The organism is Bordetella sputigena (genome assembly GCF_965137885.1).
In the GTDB taxonomy this organism is placed as follows: Bacteria; Pseudomonadota; Gammaproteobacteria; order Burkholderiales; family Burkholderiaceae_B; genus Bordetella_C; species Bordetella_C sputigena.
This window is the reverse complement of sequence record NZ_CBCSCA010000005.1, coordinates 119,433-138,298: the sequence shown is the minus strand read 5'-3', so window position 1 is coordinate 138,298 and position 18,866 is coordinate 119,433. Positions and strand designations below refer to the sequence as shown.

Annotated in this window: 14 protein-coding genes; 11 read left to right on the top strand and 3 right to left on the bottom strand. The window is 68.1% G+C overall.

Annotated features, from left to right (window positions below; translation table 11 throughout):
- Positions 1-62 precede the first annotated feature (62 nt).
- From ACNA0R_RS11740 to ACNA0R_RS11700, 9 genes are all read left to right on the top strand, one after another.
- Positions 63-2,081: an oxidoreductase gene (locus ACNA0R_RS11740; RefSeq protein ID WP_415826184.1), complete on the top strand. Its 2,019-nt coding sequence runs from the start codon at positions 63-65 to the stop codon at positions 2,079-2,081.
- Between the two features lie 26 nt (positions 2,082-2,107).
- A complete protein-coding gene (locus ACNA0R_RS11735; RefSeq protein ID WP_415826183.1) occupies positions 2,108-3,220 on the top strand; it encodes a tripartite tricarboxylate transporter substrate binding protein in 1,113 nt (370 codons plus the stop codon).
- 10 nt (positions 3,221-3,230) lie between these two features.
- A complete protein-coding gene (locus ACNA0R_RS11730; RefSeq protein WP_415826182.1) occupies positions 3,231-4,625 on the top strand; it encodes an MmgE/PrpD family protein in 1,395 nt (464 codons plus the stop codon).
- A gap of 13 nt (positions 4,626-4,638) precedes the next feature.
- Positions 4,639-5,463, top strand: a complete 825-nt coding sequence (locus ACNA0R_RS11725; RefSeq protein ID WP_415826181.1) for an N-acyl homoserine lactonase family protein — start codon at positions 4,639-4,641, stop codon at positions 5,461-5,463.
- Positions 5,464-5,518: 55 nt separating this feature from the next.
- Positions 5,519-6,496: a Bug family tripartite tricarboxylate transporter substrate binding protein gene (locus ACNA0R_RS11720; protein WP_415826180.1), complete on the top strand. Its 978-nt coding sequence runs from the start codon at positions 5,519-5,521 to the stop codon at positions 6,494-6,496.
- Positions 6,497-6,515: 19 nt separating this feature from the next.
- On the top strand, positions 6,516-7,925 hold the full coding sequence (locus ACNA0R_RS11715; protein ID WP_415826179.1) for an MmgE/PrpD family protein: 1,410 nt from the start codon (positions 6,516-6,518) through the stop codon (positions 7,923-7,925).
- Positions 7,926-7,969: 44 nt separating this feature from the next.
- Positions 7,970-9,319, top strand: coding sequence for an MmgE/PrpD family protein (locus ACNA0R_RS11710; RefSeq protein ID WP_415826178.1), 1,350 nt, complete (start codon positions 7,970-7,972; stop codon positions 9,317-9,319).
- Between the two features lie 117 nt (positions 9,320-9,436).
- Complete coding sequence (locus tag ACNA0R_RS11705) at positions 9,437-10,417, top strand: Bug family tripartite tricarboxylate transporter substrate binding protein (protein ID WP_415826177.1); 981 nt, start codon at positions 9,437-9,439, stop codon at positions 10,415-10,417.
- 40 nt (positions 10,418-10,457) lie between these two features.
- Positions 10,458-11,903: an MmgE/PrpD family protein gene (locus tag ACNA0R_RS11700; RefSeq protein WP_415826176.1), complete on the top strand. Its 1,446-nt coding sequence runs from the start codon at positions 10,458-10,460 to the stop codon at positions 11,901-11,903.
- 482 nt (positions 11,904-12,385) lie between these two features.
- Here the strand turns inward: ACNA0R_RS11700 and ACNA0R_RS11695 are convergent, their stop codons facing one another.
- The gene (locus tag ACNA0R_RS11695) at positions 12,386-15,001 is read right to left on the bottom strand and encodes a heavy metal translocating P-type ATPase (RefSeq protein ID WP_415826175.1); all 2,616 of its coding nucleotides are present in this window, start codon (positions 14,999-15,001) and stop codon (positions 12,386-12,388) included.
- 60 nt (positions 15,002-15,061) lie between these two features.
- Between ACNA0R_RS11695 and cadR the strand changes: the two genes are divergently transcribed.
- Both cadR and ACNA0R_RS11685 read left to right on the top strand, forming a co-directional pair.
- Positions 15,062-15,496 carry a Cd(II)/Pb(II)-responsive transcriptional regulator gene (gene cadR, locus ACNA0R_RS11690; RefSeq protein ID WP_415826174.1) on the top strand — a complete coding sequence of 145 codons (435 nt, stop codon included), beginning with the start codon at positions 15,062-15,064 and terminating at the stop codon, positions 15,494-15,496.
- Positions 15,497-15,512: 16 nt separating this feature from the next.
- Positions 15,513-16,109 (top strand): nitroreductase family protein, encoded by a 597-nt coding sequence (locus tag ACNA0R_RS11685; protein ID WP_415826173.1) that lies wholly within the window; start codon positions 15,513-15,515, stop codon positions 16,107-16,109.
- Here the strand turns inward: ACNA0R_RS11685 and cueR are convergent.
- Positions 16,106-16,495 (bottom strand): Cu(I)-responsive transcriptional regulator, encoded by a 390-nt coding sequence (cueR, locus tag ACNA0R_RS11680; protein ID WP_415826172.1) that lies wholly within the window; start codon positions 16,493-16,495, stop codon positions 16,106-16,108. The two genes, ACNA0R_RS11685 and cueR, sit on opposite strands and share 4 nt — an antisense overlap.
- Positions 16,492-18,795: a heavy metal translocating P-type ATPase gene (locus tag ACNA0R_RS11675; RefSeq protein WP_415826171.1), complete on the bottom strand. Its 2,304-nt coding sequence runs from the start codon at positions 18,793-18,795 to the stop codon at positions 16,492-16,494. Before ACNA0R_RS11675 ends, cueR begins: the two co-directional genes overlap by 4 nt.
- Positions 18,796-18,866: the final 71 nt, after the last annotated feature.

The window sequence follows — 18,866 nt, the reverse complement described above, 5'->3', positions numbered from 1 at the left end:
CAAGGCGCCGGGGAATGCCGGAATACCGAAGAAGCCGATAAGCTGAAAAAGGAGACACGCCGATGCTGTTGCAACAGCCTGGGCTGATAGGCGGACTGCGCCTGAAGAACCGCGTGGTGATGGCGCCCATGGGCACCAACTACAGCACCACCGATGGTCTTTCCACGGAACGCGACAAGCAGTACTACGAGGAGCGCGCGCGTGGCGGCGTGGGCATGATCATGACCGAAGCCATGGTCGTGACCGAGCAGGCGCGTCCGCACAACAACTCGCTGTGCTGCTATCACGACCGCTTCATCCCCGGCCTGGCCAGCATCGTCGAAGCCATCAAGCGCCACGATTGCGCGGTGTTCGGGCAGTTGAACCATCGCGGCGCGCTGCTGCGGCGCTCGGTGCTGAACATGGAGCCGGTCGGGCCGTCGCCATGGGCCAACCCCAATACGGGCGATACCGTGCGCCCGCTGGCCGTCGCCGAAATCGCCAATATCCAGAAGCTGTTCGTGGCGGCCGCCAGGCGCCTGTGGCTGGCCGGCTATGACGGCGTGGAAATCCACGCGGCCAACGGCTATCTGTTCCAGCAGTTCTTCAGCCCGCGCATCAATCATCGCGACGATGCCTACGGCGGGTCCATCGAAAACCGCATGCGCTTTCTGCTGGAAACGATAGATCGCATGCGCGGCGCGCTGCCGGACCTGCGACTGGTCATCCGCCTGAGCGCCAGCGAATTCGCCGAAGGCGGCTACGGCCAGGACGAGATCATTGCGCTGGCGCGGGCGGTGCAGCATGCCGGCGCCGACGCCATCGACCTGTCCGGCGGCAGCAACGAAAGCCCGCAGTTGTCCAAGTTCTGCATCCAGCCGCCGTCGTTTCCGCGCGGTTGCCTGGCGGATACGGCGCGGCCCATCAAACAGGCCGTGGGTATTCCGGTTTTCGTGGCGGGCCGCATGGTGCAGCCGGAAGACGCGGAACAGGTGCTGGCCAGCGGCGCGGCGGACTTCGTCTCCATCGGTCGCGCGCTGTATGCGGATCCGCATTGGGTGGCGAAGGCCTTCGGCCGGATCGACGCGCCCATACGCGCCTGCATCGCCTGCAATGTTTGCTTCGAGCGCCTGACGCTGGAGAAAGACGTTGCCTGTGTGCAGAACCCGATGATGGGAACGGAGTTCGAACGGTTGGAGTATGCCGAACCGCAGCTGTTCGCGCCGCCGTCCGGACCGCGCGCGCGCGTGCTGGTTCTGGGCGCGGGCGTGGCCGGGATCGAGGCGGCGCGGGTTTTGAAGGGGCGAGGCCACGCCGTCGAAGTCTGGGAAAGCCGCGATCGTCCCGGCGGCCAGATGCCGCTGGCCACTGCGTCGCCGGACAAGCATGAGGTGGAACCGGTCTGGAGCTATCGCTGGCGGATCGTCCAGGACATGGGTGTTCCCGTGCGCCTGGGCGTGACCACTGACGAGCAGGCCATTCTGGACTTTGCGCCCGACTATATCGTCGTGGCCACCGGCTCGCGTCCGGCGGCGCCGCCCATGGACGTCAGTGCGCTGGCGCCGACGGTGCGGGTAAGGCATGCCTGGGATGTGCTGGCGGACCTGCATGCCTTGCCGGCCGGCGGGCGCGTCACCATCGTGGGCGGCGGCATGGTCGGCGCCGAAACCGCCGATGCGCTGCGGGTGCGTGGCGCGCGGGTCACCGTGCTGGAGATCCAGCCGGCCATCGCCAACGGCATGGCGCGCAATAACAAATTCGAATTGGTGGAGCGGCTGGAGGCGGACGGCGTGACGCTGCTGACGCGCTGCCGCGTCCTCGGGGCGCAAGGCGAGTCACTGGAAATCCAGGTGGCCGATGAGACGCCGCGCCGGATTCCGGCCGGCGACATGCTGGTCTTCGCCACCGGGCCGCGCCCCAATCTGGACCTGCTGCCGGCGGTGGAGGCCAGCGGCATTCCTTACGCGCGCGTCGGCGATTGCAATACGCCGGGCGATTTCCTGGCGGCGCTGCGCGATGCCTGGATGGTGGCTTTGAGCGTGGACGAGCGCGTCCATCGGGGACAAGTGCGAGACGACGGACGGCAAGCAGTGCACGCATGACCGTGATCGGCAAAGGAGCTGGAGACATGAAACAGAACAACAAGGGGAAAGCCGTGGCGGCAAGGCTGACGAGTATCGCGATGGCGCTGCCGGCCGCGCTGACGATGATGGTTGCCGCCTTGCTTGCGTCGCCCGCGGCCGCGGCCGGTGATCCGGTCGGCGCGGCGTCCGGCAGTACGGTGGGCAGCACAGCAGGGAATGCCGGCGGAAGCGCGACCGGCAAGGCGGACGCCGCGGCGAATTTTCCGGACCGGCCCGTCAAGCTGATCGTGCCGTTTCCGCCGGGCGGCGGCACCGACATCCTGGCGCGGCCGTTGGCGCAGAAGCTGGGCGAAAAGTGGAAGCAGCCGGTGGTTATCGAAAACCGCGCGGGCGCCGGCGGCAATATCGGCACGGAAGCCGCGGCGCGGGCGCCGGCCGACGGCTACACCATCGTGCTGGGTACGGTGGGCACCCATGCCATCAATCAAAGCCTGTATCGCAATCTGTCCTATGACGCGACGCGTGATTTCACCGCCATCACGATGGTGGCGAACACGCCGAATGTGCTGGTGCTGAATCCCGGCGTGCCCGCGCGCTCGGTCCAGGCGCTGATCGACATGGCCAAGGCCAGGCCGGACACCTTGAACTACGCATCGCCCGGCAACGGTACGCCGCCGCACCTGGCGGCGGAGATCTTCAAGAGCATGGCGGGCGTGGCGATCACGCACGTGCCGTACAAGGGCAGCGCGCCGGCCATGACGGATTTGCTGGGCGGACAGGTGCAGATGATGATCGCCAACGCGCCCGTCGTGCTGCCGTACATCAAGTCGGGCAAGCTGATCGGCCTGGCTTCGACCAGCGCCACGCGGCCCGCCATGCTGCGCGACATTCCCACGTTGTCGGAAAGCGGCTTGAAGGGCTATGAGGCCGACACCTGGTATGGCCTGTTCGCGCCGGCCGGCACGCCGCCCGCCGTCGTCGCCAAGCTGAACGCCGATGTGGTCGCGGCACTGAAATCGCCGGATATCCAGGCCTTCTTCGCCGAGCAGGGCGCGGAGGTGATCGGCGACAGTTCCGCCGACGCGAATGCCAAGGTCCGTTCCGAAGTCGAGAAATGGCGCGGGGTTATCCAGTCCATCGGCCTGAAGATGGACTGAAGGAAGCGCCATGAGCCTGGACACTACTGAAACCTTGGCGCTACAGCTCGGCCGCTTCATCGCGCGTTCGCGGCACGATGGGTTGCCGGCCAATGTAGCGGACGCGGTAAAGCTGCGCATGCTGGACCTGCTGGCCGCGTCCTGCGCCGGCGTGATGGCCGGCAATCATGACGGACCGCTGCGCCTGCTGCCGGAAACCGGCGCTTGCGCCGTCTGGGGTACGCCGCGGCGGCGCTCCCTGCGCGATGCGGTCATCATCAACAGCGCGGTGTCGCATTCCACCTATTTCGAGGATGGTTCGCGCTATACCGGCGGTCATCCTTCGTCCGCGGTGATCCCCGCCGCGCTGACGCTGGCCGCCGCGCGGGCGGCCGGCGGCCGCTTGCTGGTGGCGGCCATCGCCAATGGCTATGAGGTGTTCCTGCGGCTGGGCCGCGCGATCTACCCGGCCACGGTGCGGCGGGGTTTCCAGAGCACGGCCATCCTGGCCGCGCCGGCGACCGCCGCCGCGGTCGCTACTTTGCTGGAATTGTCCGCGGAGCAGGCGGCGCATGCCGTGGCCATCGCCTGCAGCCATGGCGCCGGACTGAAGGCCGCGCTCAAGAGCGCCGACAGCCAGCCGTTGCAAGTCGGTCGCAGCAGTGAAGGCGGCCTGCTGGCGGCCCTGTATGCCGCGCAAGGCGCGACCGGCGCGGCGGATATTTTCGAGAGCGGATTCCTGCCGGCCTTCGGCGGCGTGGCGACGGGCGCCGGGGACGACGCCAGCGTGGCGGCGGCGGCCGGACGAGGATTGGGCGAACGCTGGAGCATCGCCGAAACCTATTTGAAGGCGCACGGCGGCTGCCGCGGCAATCATGCGCCCATCGACGCCGCCGCCGCGGCCATGCGCGGCATCGATCCGGCGCGAGTCGCGCGCATCGACGTCAGCGTCGATACCGTCACGCGGGCGGCCGCGATAGAGCCGCCCGGCGACGCGGAGCAGGCACAGTTTTCCATCGCCTTTTCCATTGCCGCCATGCTGGTCGCGGGCGACGCCACGCCGGGCCGCTACACCGCGGCCATGCTCGCCGACCCGCGCGTGCGCCGCTTGATGGAACGTACGACGGTCAGCGCCGATCCAGCCTTGGATGCCGGCTATCCCGATCGCCGCCCCGCGCTGGTCCGGATCACGCTGGCTGACGGCCGGGAATTGCGGCAGGCCCTGGACCACGCCAAGGGGGAACCGGAAAACCCGATGTCGCGCGACGACATCGCGCGCAAGTTCGAGACGATGGCCGCGCCCGTCTTCGGTGTCGGCACCGCCCGCATCCGCGACGCCGTGCTGGCGATCGACGACGACACGACACCCGCCGCGCTGGCCGCCTTGCTGTCCGTAGAAAACGACTATCAGCCATCTTCCACATGAACGCCGCACAACCATGACCACGACGCATCCCGAAGCACCCGCGAACCTGCCCGACTACGAGGTCTACGCCATCCGGTACGCCACGCGCGATGGCCGCCGCCAGAACCACTTCCTGGGCGGCGATCCCCACGATGCCCCCATGCCCATGGATTATTACGTCTGGCTGGTGCGCGGCGACGGCCGCGAGTTCGTCGTCGATACGGGCTTCGGACCCGAAGTCGCGGCCAAGCGCGGGCGCCAACTGCTGCGTACGCCGGCCGAAGGGCTGGCGATGCTGGGCGTGGAGGCCGCCCAGGTAAGCGAGGTCATCATCACCCACCTGCATTACGACCACGTCGGCACCTTCGACACCTTCGCGTCCGCGCGCTTTCATCTGCAGGATGCCGAGATGGCCTACGCCACCGGCCGCCACATGCGTCACCGCCAGTTCAATCACGGCTACGAAGTCGACGAGGTTACCGGCATGGTGCGCATGGTCTACAAGGATCGCGTCGTATTTCATGCCGGCGATGCCGAACTGGCGCCTGGATTGAGCGTGCACCACATCGGCGGCCACACGCATGGCCTGCAGTGCGTGCGCGTGCATACGCGGCGCGGCTGGGTGGTGCTGGCATCCGACACCAGTCATTTCTACGAGCACTTCGAAAAGCGGCGCGTGTTCACCACCATGTTCCACGTCGGCCAGGCCATCGAGGGCTACGACACGCTGGAGCGCCTGGCCGATACGCGGGCGCACATCGTGCCCGGCCATGATCCTTTGGTGATGCGGCGCTATCCCGCGGTATCTCCCGAGTTGCGCGACATCGCGGTGCGGCTGGACGTCGCGCCGTCCGAATGACGGATGGGTGCAGGCCACGACCCATCCGATAACAGAAAACCACGAGGAGACGACAATGAAACCGATAGGCACCTTGCTGACCGGTGCGCTGACTGGTGCGCTGGCGGCGTGCGCCATGGCGTCCGCCGCCCACGCCGACACGTATCCGTCGCGGCCCATACGCACGCTGGTGGCCTTCCCGGCCGGCGGCAGCGCCGACATCGTGGCGCGCATGGTTACGCAGAAAGTCGGCGAGATGTCCGGCTTCAATTTCGTCGTCGAGAACCGTCCGGGCGCCGGCGGCAACCTGGCCTTCGACGCCACCGCGTCGGCACCGCCGGACGGCTACACGCTGCTGTTCAGCACGCCGGGCATCGCCATCAACCCCAGCCTGTACCGCAAGGTGGAATACAAACTGAGCGATTTCAAGCCGATCGCGCTGGTGGGCGAAGCGCCGCTGGTGCTGATGACCCGGCCCGACCTTCCCATCCATGACATCAAGGACCTGGTCGCGGCGGGCAAGGAAAAGCCCGATGCCGTGCGCTTCGCCAGTTCCGGCAACGGCAGTTCCTCGCATCTGGCCATGGAGGTATTGAAGTCCATGGCGGGGCTGCAATACCTGCACGTACCCTACAAGGGCGGCGGCGCGGCCATGGCCGATATGCTGGGCAAGCGCGTGGATGTGACCATGCTGCCGATATCGGAAAGCATGCCCTATATCCGCGACAACCGCCTGCGCGCGCTGGGGCAGACCGGCGCGAAGCGATCGCCCATCGCGCCCGACATCCCGACTTTCGCGGAAGAAGGCGTCAAGGGTTATTCCGTGACCACCTGGTACATGCTGCTGGGCCCGGCCAGGCTGCCCGACGCCGTCGTCAACACCCTGGCGGAGAAGTTCGACCAGGCCCTGAAGTCCCCCGACCTGCAGCAGAAGCTGCGCAACGCCGGCGTCAGCATCATCAACGAAGGTCCGGTCCAGACCAAGGCCTTCCTGGACCAGCAGGCGGCGAGCTGGGCCAAGGCCATCGCGGCGTCGGGCACGCACATCGATTAACGAGCAGGAGTACGCATCCATGAGCAGTTCCAAACCGCCTTTGCTGGCGCACGCAACCCGCGATCTGGCGGCCTTTGCCGCCGCGATCCGCTACGAGGATCTGCCGGCCGACGTGGTCCAGCGCATCAAGACCAGCGTCCTGGACAGCATCGCCTGCTGCCTCTTCGGCGCCACTTTGCCGTGGACCCGTAAGGTCGCCGACATGGTGAGGGAGGAGGGCGCCGCGCCGGTGGCATCGGTGATGGGCACCGGCCACCGCACGTCGGTGGCCAATGCGGTGCTGGTCAATGCCACCGCCGGACATGCCTTCGAACTGGACGACATCCACAAGGAATCGATCCTGCATCCCGGCTCCATCGCGCTGCCCATCGCCATGGCCTACGCCGAGCGCGACGGCGGCTGGAGCGGCCGCGATGTGATCACCGCGATGGCGACCGGCTACGAGATCGGCATACGTGTGGGCAACGCCGCGACCATGGGGCTGTTCTTTCGCGGCTTCCATCCGCAGGGATCGTCCGGGGTTTTCGTCGGCGCGGCATGCGCGGGCAAGAGCCTGCGGCTGGACGCCGCGCGCATGCAGCACGCGCTGGGCATCGTGGGCTCGCAGGCCGGCGGCCTGATGGCGGCGCAGGAAGGCGCCATGGTCAAGCGCTTCCATGCCGGCCGGGCGGCGCAGAGCGGCGTTTATTCGGCGCAACTGGCCGCGCGCGATTTCACCGGGATCACCGACGTGCTGGAAGCTAGCTACGGCGGCTACCTGGTGGCGTACTCGGATTCCCCCAATGCCGCGCGCCTGACCGATGGGCTGGGCAGCGATTGGGAGACCGCCAAGGTCGGCTACAAGCCGCACGCCAGCGTGACCAGCATTCATTCCGCCCTGGACGGCCTGGCGCAGATCATGCGCGAACACGCACTGGCGCCGGACGATATTGAATCCCTGGACGTGGGCGTCAGCGAAATGACCTTCGTCCATTGCGCCTGGGATTACAAGGCGCAGGGCGTCACGGCGGCACAGATGAACCTGTACTACGGCCTGGCCGTCATCGCGCACGACGGCATGGCCTTCGTCGGCCAGTACCGGCAGGATCGCCTGGCCGATCCGCGCCTGCTGGACTTCATCAAGCGCATCCATGCGCGTTCGGATGAAGAAATCAACGCCATGGGCCCGGCATTCCGCCATGCCGCCACCGTCCGTGTGCGTACGCGCGATGGCCGCACGCTGAGCCAGCGGATCCTGAATCGCCGCGGCAGTCCGGAAAACCCCTTGCGGCCGCAAGACGTCGAATACAAGTTTCGCAATGTCGTCGAGTCCTGCCTGTCGCCGGCGGACGTCGACGCGGTCGTGCGCATGTGCGACACGCTGGACGCCATGGACGACGTGCGTCCCCTGGTCGACATGCTGGCCAAGCCGGGCCGGGCCGGCGCATAACGCTTCCATTTTCATCCAATCATCTTCATCCAGACAGGAACATCATGCCCCAGACGCTTTCCGAACAACTCGCCGATCATTTCACCGCCTCGGTCAAGAAAGAGCTGCCCGAGGCCAACCGCAAGGCGGTCAAGCGGCTGCTGCTGGACTACCTGGGCGTGGCCGTGGCGGGTAGCCAGACCGGCAGCGGCGAAGTCGCCCGCCGTTTCGCGCAATCCAGCGGCGGCCACGAAGAGGCCACGCTGATCGGCGAAGGCACGCGCGTGCCGGCCATGCAGGCGGCCCTGGCCAATGCCATTTCATCGCACAGCGTGGAGCTGGACGACATCGACGTGCTGGCGCTGTTTCACTTCAGCCCGCCGGTGTATTCCGCCGCGTTGGCCACGGCGGAGCGGCAGAAGGCCGACGGCAAGGCGCTCTTGGCGGCCCTGGCGGCCGGCTGCGAGATGATGGAGCGCGTCAGCAAGGCGGCCAACAATTCGCTGCGCAACCGCGGCTATCACACGACGCCGACCTGCGGCATCTTCGGCGCGACGGTGGCGTCGGCCTGCCTGCTGGGATTGTCCGCCGAACAGATGGTCTCGGCCCTGGGCCTGGCCGGCGCGCAGTCCGGCGGCCTGATGGAAATGTATGGCCCGTCGATGCAGAAGCGCTTCAACCCCGGCCCGGCGTCGCGCAGCGGCGTGACTTCCTCGCTGATGGCGCAACTGGGCTTCACCGGCGCGGCGACGATCTTCGAAGGCGAACGCGGCTTCCTGAAGGCCTTCACCGATAGCAGCGATCCGGGTCAATTGGTGAAGGACCTGGATGGTCCCTATCAGTTGGATATCGAATTCAAGCCGTATTCCTGCGCGCGGCCCATCCATAACGCCATCGACTGCGCGCTGGAGATCCGCCGCAAGCATCAGCCCGACCTGCAACGCATCAAGCGTATCCGTATGGCGCGCCATCCGGACTGGGCGTTGTATCACCAGAACGCCCACCCGACGACGTACCACGAGGCGCAGGTCAGCCTGCCGTATTCCGTGGCCGTGGCCCTGACGGACGGCCAGGCGCTATTCCCGCAGTACAACAACGCGCGCCTGAAGGAGCCCATGTTGAAGAAGCTATCGGAGATGGTCGAGATCAGCGTGGACGAAAGCCTGCCGCGCGGCGTGTCCTGCCTGATGACCATGGAAATGGACGACGGCGCGACCTACCGCTCGCAGGTGGATTATCCCAAGGGATCGATCCAGAATCCCATGTCCGACGACGAACTGCGCACCAAGTTCGATAGCCTGGCGACACCGGTGCTGGGCGCCGCGCGCGCGGCGCAGGTGGCCGAGCAGGTGGCGAATATAGAAGCCTGCGCCGACGTGGGCGCATTGATGCGCCTGCTGGCGCCGGCACGCTGAGCGCGGGACGCAGGAACAGAAGAAGAAGCCGCGCGCCGGAGCGGCGTCAGCCCGGGCTGGCGCCGTGCCGCGTCGCGCGGACCAGCCCGCTTGCGTAGCCATCCAAAGGAGACTGACATGCTGCATTCCCTGAAACCCCTGGCCGGCCTGCTGGCCACCGCGGCGCTGGCCCTGGCCGCCGTGCCAGCCCTGGCGCAGGATAATTTCCCGTCGCGGCCCATCCACCTGGTCGTCGGCTTCCCGCCCGGCGGCTCCAACGACATCGTCGCGCGCATCCTGGCGCCCAAGTTCGGCGAGTTCATCGGCGCCAGCGTGGTCGTCGAGAACCGGCCGGGCGCCAATGCCATCATCGGCACCGATTACGTGGCCCGATCGGCGCCGGACGGCTACACCATCACCCTGGGCAGCGCCAGTCCGCTGGCCATCAGTCCGCACACCTATAGCAACATGCCCTTCGATCCGCTGAAGGACCTGGTGGGCATCACCACCGTCGCGCAGACGCCGGAGCTGATCGCCGTGAATCCGAAAGTGCCAGCGAAGACATTGCCCGAGCTGGTCGCGCTGTCCAAGACCCGCGATGTGACGTTCTCCTCGTCGGGCAACGGCGGACTGCCGCATCTGGCCATCGAGCTGCTGAAGATCGCTTCGAAGGGCCGCATCGTGCACGTTCCGTACAAGGGCGCCGGGCCGGCCATTACCGATGCGGTGGGCGGCCACGTCGACGGCATCATCGTCGATCTGCCCGCGCTGTACACCATGGTGAACGAAGGCAAGCTGCGTCCCATCGCCGTAACCAATACGCATCGCGCCGACGTCATGAAGGACGTGCCGACCTCGGCGGAAGGCGGCCTGCCCACCGTACTGGCGTTCAACTGGTTCGCCGTCATGGCGCCGGCCAAGACGCCCAAGCCCGTCGTCGACAAGCTCTACAAGGCGCTGGTGCGGACGGTGCAGTCGCCGGACGTCAAGGCCAGCCTGGCCAAGCTCGGTATCGAGCCCTTTACGCAGCCTTCGCCGGAAGCCTTCGCGACATTCATGCAGACGGAACTGGTGCGTTGGGGCGAAGTGGCGCGCGCATCCGGCGCCAGGGCCGACTGAGCGCGGCGCATTCCGCAGCGGCCGTACAAGGGAGAGAACCGTGGACGATCTTGAATCATGGAAAGCGCTGGCCCGCGAACATCGCGGCATCACCATGGCGCTGGCGGAATTCATCGCCGGCCTGAAACCCGCCGCGATTCCGGCGGCGACCCGCGAGGTGCTCGGCAAGGCCTTGGTGGACGGGCTGGGTTGCGGGCTGTACGGCATGGGCACGCCGTGGGGCCGGATCATGCGCGACTACGCGCTGGATCGCCAGGGCCCGCGCGAGGCCGCCTTGTGGGGCGGGCAGGCGCGCGTCAGCGTGGGCAATAGCGTGCTGGCGGCCGGCACCGCCATCCACAGCTTCGATTTCGACGACCATAGCCGGGCCAAGATCCATCCGGGCGCCGTCGTCCTGCCGGTGGTGCTGGCACTCGGTGAGCGCGAAGGCGTGGACGGCGCGACCTTGATGACGGCCATGGCGGCCGGCTACGAGACCATGAACCGCGTCAGCCAGGCCGCCAATCCCGCTCGTACGCGCATGCGCGGCTGGCACCTGACCGGCACGACCGGCACCTTCGCGGCCGCCGCCGCGGCCAGCGTCATCCTGGGCCTGGACGCGTCGACCACCGCCAGCGCGCTGGGCCTGGCCGGCACGCAATCGGCCGGCCTGTGGGCCTTTACCGCCGACGGCGGCATGAGCAAGCGCATGCACCCGGGACGTTCGGCGGAAGCCGGCGTAACGGCCGCGCTGCTGGCCGCGCGTGGATTCGCCGGTCCGCGCTACATCCTGGAGGCGGAGGATGGCAGCTTCCTGTTCGGCATGTCCGACAGCCCGCGTCCCGGCATGATCACGCAGGACCTGGGCACGACCTGGCACACCGAGGTCACCTGCTTCAAGCCTCATTCCTGCTGTGGCAGCAACCACGCCTGCGTCGACGCGGCATTGGCGCTGATGCGCCGACATCGCATCGACGTGGACGATATCGAACGCATCGTCGCCGGCATTCCGGCGGTGGTCGAGACGCAGACCGGTTTCGAGTATCGCGCCGATTCCGTCCTGAACGCGCAGATGAGCCTGCGCTACAACATCGCCGTGGCGCTGGCTGACGGCCAGGCCTATCTGGAACAGTTCACGCCGGCGCGCATCGTCGAGCCGCGCGTGGTTGCCTTGTCGCGGCGGGTGGACATCGAGATCGATCCGGACATCGATCGGGCCTATCCCGAAATCTATGGCGGACGCGTCACGCTGCATCTGCGCGACGGCCGCAGCCATACCGAACGCGTGGATTACTCGCTGGGCATGCCGGAGAACCCCATGCCGCGCCAGGAGATCGAACGCAAGTACATGTCCCTGGGCGCCGCTTCGGTCGGGGAGGAAGCGGCCGCGCGGATTCTGCGGCTCGCGTATGGCCTGTTCGAAGGCGCGGGTGCGGCCGCGCTGGGCCGGGCCCTGGCCGACGCGGTGGCCAGCGAACAGGAGGCGCCGGCGGCCAGCGCGTCCTAGTCTCGCGCGTCGCGCTTTTTCCCCGGCGCGTCCCGGCCGGCGATCAGCGTGTCGGGAATGCTGCCGCCCATGTAGCCTGTCTTCCGCGGCCTCGGCCTCGCAGCTTGCGGGCGCGGCGGCAAGCACGGACGGGGCCATGTCAGCTGGCGTTTCCCATGGGACAGGCGAGGCAGGATCGGTATCCATGCCGGGCTCGTCCGCGCGGTCCGGCGGCGCTCGGCGCCGGTCGCGTATGGCGGGCGCGATATCCGCGGGATAGGCGTCTGGATGCGTGTCGATCCGCGCGGTGGGATACGTGTCGAGATGCGCGGCGAAGGCCGCGGCGATCGGGCTGTGAATGGGGGTCTTGGATTCGAACGGCCCCGAGGGGACGAAATAAAAGGCTGTGTCGCCGTCAGCCCGGCTTGTGGCCGAGGCCGCGGAGTGGAGGAGTGTCATGTACCCGGTGTGGCCGCGTGCCGGCCGGGTCGGCGGACGTGGCGTTATTGCGATGTGGAGCGCGTGAGTAACGACTTGCTCTCATTTGTCCTGTCCGCCGCGCTCGCGGTGGTCGCCCCAGCCGCCGTCGCTGTCGCCGTGCCGGCCGCGCTCGAAGCGGCAGGTTTTTGGCCGTAACGCTGGCCGGTACGCCCGGCGATGCGCGGCTTCAGCAGCCGCAGGCCGTTGGCCACGACCAGCAGGCTGGTGCCGACGTCGGCGAAGACGGCCATCCATAGCGTCGCCAGCCCCGACAGCGCCAGCACCAGGAACACCGCCTTGATGCCCAGGGCCAGCACGATGTTCTGCACCAGCACGCGGTGCGTCGCTCGCGACAACGCGACGAATTCGGCAATCTTGCGCGGGTCGTCATCCATCAGCGCCACGTCCGCGGTTTCGATGGCCGTACCGGTGCCCGCCGCGCCCATCGCGAAGCCGATATCCGCGCGCGCCAGGGCGGGGGCGTCGTTGATGCCGTCGCCCACCATGCCGACCAGGCCGTCGCGCGTGTGGGCCTCGAGCGCGGCCAGCTTGTCCTGGGGCAGTTGGTCGCCACGCGCATCGCTGATACCGAGCTCACTCGCGATGGCGCCCACCGCGGCCATGTTGTCGCCGCTGAGCATCAGGGTGCGCACACCCAGCGCATGCAGGTTTTCGATGGCCGCGCGGCTTTCGGCCCGCACGGTGTCGGCGACGGCCGCCACCGCGATGGCGCCGTTGTTGTCGCAGAACGCGACGGCGGTCTTGCCCTGGGCCTCCAGGCCCTCCAGCGCCGCCGTCAAGGCCGGCGTGTCCCATCCCTGTTCCCGCATCAACCGGCGATTGCCCAGGTGGTACTGCCTGCCATCGATGCGGCCGCGGATGCCGCGGCCGGGCAGGGCGGTGAAGTCCGCCACTTCGCGCAGCGGGCCGCCGCCATGGCCCAGCGCGATGGCGCGCGAGACGGGATGGTCCGAACGCGCGGCCAGGCTGGCGACCAGGCCCAGGTCCACCCCGTCGCCATCGATGCCGCGCAACTCGGTCAAGGCGGGTTTGCCGTGCGTCAGCGTGCCGGTCTTGTCGAAGGCCACCCAGCGCAGCTTGCGGCCATTTTCCAGATAGACGCCGCCCTTGATCAGGATGCCGCGCCGCGAGGCCGCGGTCAGGCCGCTGACGATGCTGACCGGCGTGGAGATGACCAGCGCGCAGGGGCAGGCGATGATCAGCAGGGCCAGCGCGCGATAGATGGCCTCGGCCCACGGCTGCCCCCACAACAGCGGCGGGACGCAGGCCGCCAGCACGGCGATGACAACGACGGCCGGCGTATAGACGCGCGAGAAGCGGTCGATGAAACGCTGCATGGGCGCGCGCGAAGCCGCCGCCTGCTCGACCGCGTGGATGATGCGCGCCAGCGTGGTGTCCTGCGCCGCGGCGGTCACGCGGTATTCGAAGGAGCCTTCGGCATTGACGGTGGCGGCGTAGACCGGGTCGCCCGTGGTTTTATCGGCCGGCATGCTTTCGCCGGTGATGGCGGATTGGTCGACCGAGGACCGGCCGGCGGTGACCACGCCATCCGCGGCGATGCGTTCGCCCGGACGCACCCGTACGACGTCGCCCGCCGCCAGTTCGGCGGCCGGAACCTCGATCCAGGTCCCATCGGCCTGCCGCCGCGTGGCGTTGGGAGGCGCCAGGTCCAGCAGGCCGCGCACCGCATTGCGCGCGCGATCCAGCGAGCGCGCTTCGATCTGCTCGGCGACATTGAACAGGAACATCACCATGGCGGCTTCGGGCCATTGGCCGATCACCGCCGCGCCTGTGACGGCGATGCTCATCAGCGCATTGATGTTCAGGTTGCCGTTGCGCACCGCAATCCAGCCCTTGCGGTAGGTATTCAGGCCGCAGGCCAGCACGGCGGCGATCGCCAGCGCTGCCGGGACCGCCGCGGGCAGGCCGGCGAAGTGCGCGATCTCGGCCAGCGCCGCCAGAACACCGGCCATCGCCAGCAGCTTCCAGCGCGGTTTGTCGGCGGGGCGCGCGGTCACCGGCGCCTGGCCGGCCAGCACTTCTGGCGTCATGCCCACGGCACGCACGCCGGCCAGTACCTGGTCTTGCGTGCCTTCCGCATGGATGACCGACAGTACGCGGCGCATCAGGTCGAAGCGCATATCGCTTACGCAGGGCAGGCTGCCCAGTCTCTTGCGCAGCAGGGTTTCTTCGGTGGGGCAGTCCATCTGGCCGATGCGCATGCGGGTGAGCGTCATGCCGGCGGGAACGTCCAGCGCCGGCTCGGCGGCGGCCTGCGGCGCCGCGGCGCCATGGCAGCACGCCGCGCCATGGCCGTGCGCATGATCGTGCCCATGCGCATGATCATGTCCATGCGCGTGATCGTGCACGTGTGCATGATCGTGGCTGTGTGCATGACGCGCATGATCGTGCCCGTGCGCATGATCGTGGCCGTGCCCGTGTGCATCGCCGTGCGCATGCATAGGCGCGCGATCTCCGTGACCGTCCGCGTCTTGCCCGCCGCCCGGGTGGCCGTGACCGCCCCCGTGCCCGGCGTCGGCGCCGTGATGATGATCGCTGCAGCAGGCAGCCTCGTGCCGATGCCCGGAGGGCCGGATGGCGATGATTTTCTTGTCCATGGGGCGTATTGCACACCCTGGGGTTACTATAGGGTCAAGCCCACCATCAGGAGCGTCTCCATGAAAATCGGAGAATTAGCCAAAGCCGCCGGCACGACGGTGGAGACCGTCCGGTACTACGAGAAGGAAGGCCTGCTGCCGGCGCCCGACCGCGGCGCCAACAACTACCGCAGCTACGGGCCGGTGCACGCCGAGCGCCTGCGGCTGATCCGCAACTGCCGCGCGCTGGACATGACGCAGGACGAGATCCGCGCCATCCTGACGCTGGCCGACAGCCAGGCGGCCGACTGCGGCCCTATTAACGAGATCTTCGAGGACCACATCCGTCACGTCGATGAACGCATCGCCGAGCTGACGCACCTGAAGGCGCAACTGTCCGCGCTGCGCCAGCGCTGCGTGTCGGCCCGGCCCCATGCGGAGGACTGTGGGATCCTCCACGGCCTGGCGGAAATGCAGGTCGAGGAGCGCCCGGAACGCCATACCCATCTAGGTTGAACCTCTTACCGACACCATGACCTCCACATTGAACTCGGCACCCATACACGCGCTGCATACGCGGCGCTCGATGAAATTCCTGCGCGCGCCCGCCCCGCGGCCGGAAGAACTGGAACAGATGCTGCAAGCGGCCATGTCGGCGCCCGACCACGGCGCCTTGCGGCCATGGCGCTTCAAGATCATCCGCGGCGACGCCATTGGCCGCCTGGCCGACGTGGCCCTGGATGCGGTCAAGCGCAGCGGCGACAAGCGCATGACCCCCGAGAAGGAAAAGTCCGTCCGCGAATGGCTGGCCGGCGTGCCGGTGCTGATCGCGCTGGCGCAGAAGATCAATCACGACAACGCGAAGATCCCCGAGCAGGAGCAGTTGCTGGCCACCGGCGCTTCGGTCATGAACATTCTGAACGCCGCGCATATGCTGGGTTACGGCGCGTTCTGGAGCACCGGCCTGGGCACGTATCTGGAGCCGGTGCAGGAAGCCCTGGGCTTCGATCCGCTGGATTACCGGTTCCTGGGATTCCTGGCGGTCGGCACCCCCGCGTGCGCCGTGCCGCCGGCCCACCGGCCGGATTTCCGCGAGTTCGTGTCGGAGTGGACGGGGCCGGACGCCTAGCCCTTCGCCAGCTCGTCCATGATGGGACACTCGGGCCGATCGTCGCCATGGCAATGGTCGGCCAGATGATGCAGCGTGTCGGCCATCTCCTGCAGCGCCCGGGCCTTGGTCTCCAGTTCCGCGACATGCTGCATGGCAATGCGCTTGACGTCCCCGCTGGCGCGGCTGCGGTCGCGCCACAACGCCAGCAGGTCGCGCATCTGCTCGACGGAAAAGCCCAGATCGCGCGCCCGGCGGATGAAACGCAGCGTATGCACGTCGTTGTGGCTGTAGATGCGATAGCCTGCTTCGGTGCGTTCCGGCAGCCGCGTCAGGCCGATGCTTTCGTAATAGCGGATCATCTTGGCGGTAATGCCGGATGCCGCCGCCGCCTGGCCGATATTCATGATGTGCTCCGTGCCGCCATCGGCGCGCGGAAAGCGCGCAGCCGCAGTGCATTGCCGACGACGAAGAGGCTGGACAGGGCCATGGCCGCGGCCGCGAAAACCGGCGACAGCGAGGGGCCATGCACCAGCGCCAGAACGCCCGCCGCCAGCGGGATCAAGGCCACGTTGTAGATGAAGGCCCAGAACAGATTCTGGCGGATATTGGCCAGCGTCGCGCGGCTGATCGCCATGGCGCGCGGCACCCCGGCCGGATCGCCCGCCATCAGTACCACCGAGGCCGCATCGATGGCCACGTCGGTGCCTGTCCCGATGGCGATGCCCACGTCCGCGGCGGCCAGCGCCGGCGCATCATTGATGCCATCGCCGACGAAGGCCAGCAGCGGACGGTCCGCCGCATCGCTACCCCGCAGCTCGCGGACCGCCTGTACCTTGCCTTCCGGCAACACTTCCGCGCGCACCTCGTCTATCCCCAGGACCCGCGCCACCGCTTGCGCCGTATGGCGGTTGTCGCCGGTGATCATGGCGGTGCGTACGCCCGCCGCGCGCAAGGCCGCGATGGCGGCGGCGGATGTCGGGCGTATGGGATCTTCCACCGCCATGACCGCGGCGGCAATGCCGTCCACCGCCACGTAGATGGCGGTCTTGCCGGCGCGGGCCCAGGCGTCCGCCTGGTCCCGCAGCGCCGCGACGTCCACGCCGTGCTCACCCATCAGCCGTTGCGCACCGGCGAGCAGATGCCGCCCTTGCACTTCGCCGCGCACGCCGGCGCCTGAAATCGCCTGGAAGCCGCTGACGGCCGTCGTCGCCAGGCCGGCGGCGCGGGCCGCCGCCACGATGGCGGAAGCGATCGGATGTTCCGAAGCCGCCTGCACCGAAGCGGTCCACGCCAGGACGTCCTCGCGGCTGAAACCGGCTGCCAGCGCGATATCCGTCATGGCCGGCTTGCCCTGCGTCAGCGTGCCGGTCTTGTCGAAGGCCACGGTTTTGACGTCGCGCAGGCTCTGCAGGGCATCGCCCTGGCGGAACAGCACGCCCATATCCGCCGCACGGCCGGTGCCGACCATGATGGACATGGGCGTGGCCAGCCCCATGGCGCAGGGGCAGGCCACGATCAGCACCGCCACCGCGTGTACCAGCGCCTGCGGCAGGGCGGGCGATGGCGCCCATGCGAGCCAGGCGAAGAAAGTCACGACCGCGATGGCCATGATGGCCGGCACGAAGCGGTAGGTGATACGGTCCACCAGGCTCTGGATCGGCAGCTTCGCGCCCTGGGCGTCCTGCACCATGCGGGCGATGCGCGCCAGCGCCGTGTCGGCGCCGGTGTGCGTGACCTGCACGGTCAATGTCCCTTGTGTATTGAGCGTCCCGCCCGTCACCGTGTCGCCGCTGGTCTTTTCCACCGGTACGGGCTCGCCGGTGATCATGGATTCATCCACGAAGGACGTGCCGTCCCGCACCTTGCCGTCGACCGGGATTTTTTCGCCCGGGCGGATGCGCACCACGTCGCCGGCCTGCACGGCTTCGATCGGTACGTCCACCGTGTCTTCGCCCCGCAGCACGCGGGCATGGCGCGGCTGCAGGGAGGCCAGCCGCGCGATCGCGGCGCCGGTGCGTCCCTTGGCGCGGGCTTCCAGCAGGCGGCCCAGCAGGATCAGGGTAACGATGACGGCGGCCGCCTCGAAATAGACGTGGCGGGCTTCTGCCGGAAGCCAGGCCGGCATGAACGTCGCGACCGTCGAATATAGCCAGGCGCTGCCCGCGCCCACGGCGACCAGGGAGTTCATGTCGGGACCGCCGCGCGCCAGGGCGGCGCCGCCTTTCAAAAAGAAGTCCCTGCCGGGGCCGGCCAGCACCACGGTGGTCAGCGCCCATTGCAACAGCCACAGCCGTTCGGAGCCGACATACATGTCCAGGGCGTGGTGCAGGGCGGGCACCAGGTGGCCGCCCATTTCCAGCAGGAAAACCGGCAGGCTCAACGCCAGGGCGACCGCGAAGCGGCGCGCCAGGCGGCGCGCCTCCTGTTCGCGGGCGGCGGCCTGACGGGTCGTCTCGTCGTCATCCCGCGCGATGGCATGGGCGCCGTAGCCCGCCTTGGCGACGGCGGCCACCAGGGCGTCCGCCGTCGCCGCGCCGGCGTCCTCCCAGGCCACGCGAGCGCGCTCGGTCGCCAGGTTGACGCTGGCGCTGCGCACGCCGGGCACGGCGGCCAAGGCATTTTCCACGCGCTTGACGCAAGAGGCGCAGCTCATGCCCTCTATAGAGAGCTCGATGCCGGTGGCGGATTGCGGGTCGGTCTTCATATTCGCTTCTATTGGTCTGGGGGATGGTTCGCAGTCTGATCCTTCCCATCATGGTAAGGTCAAGCGTCCTC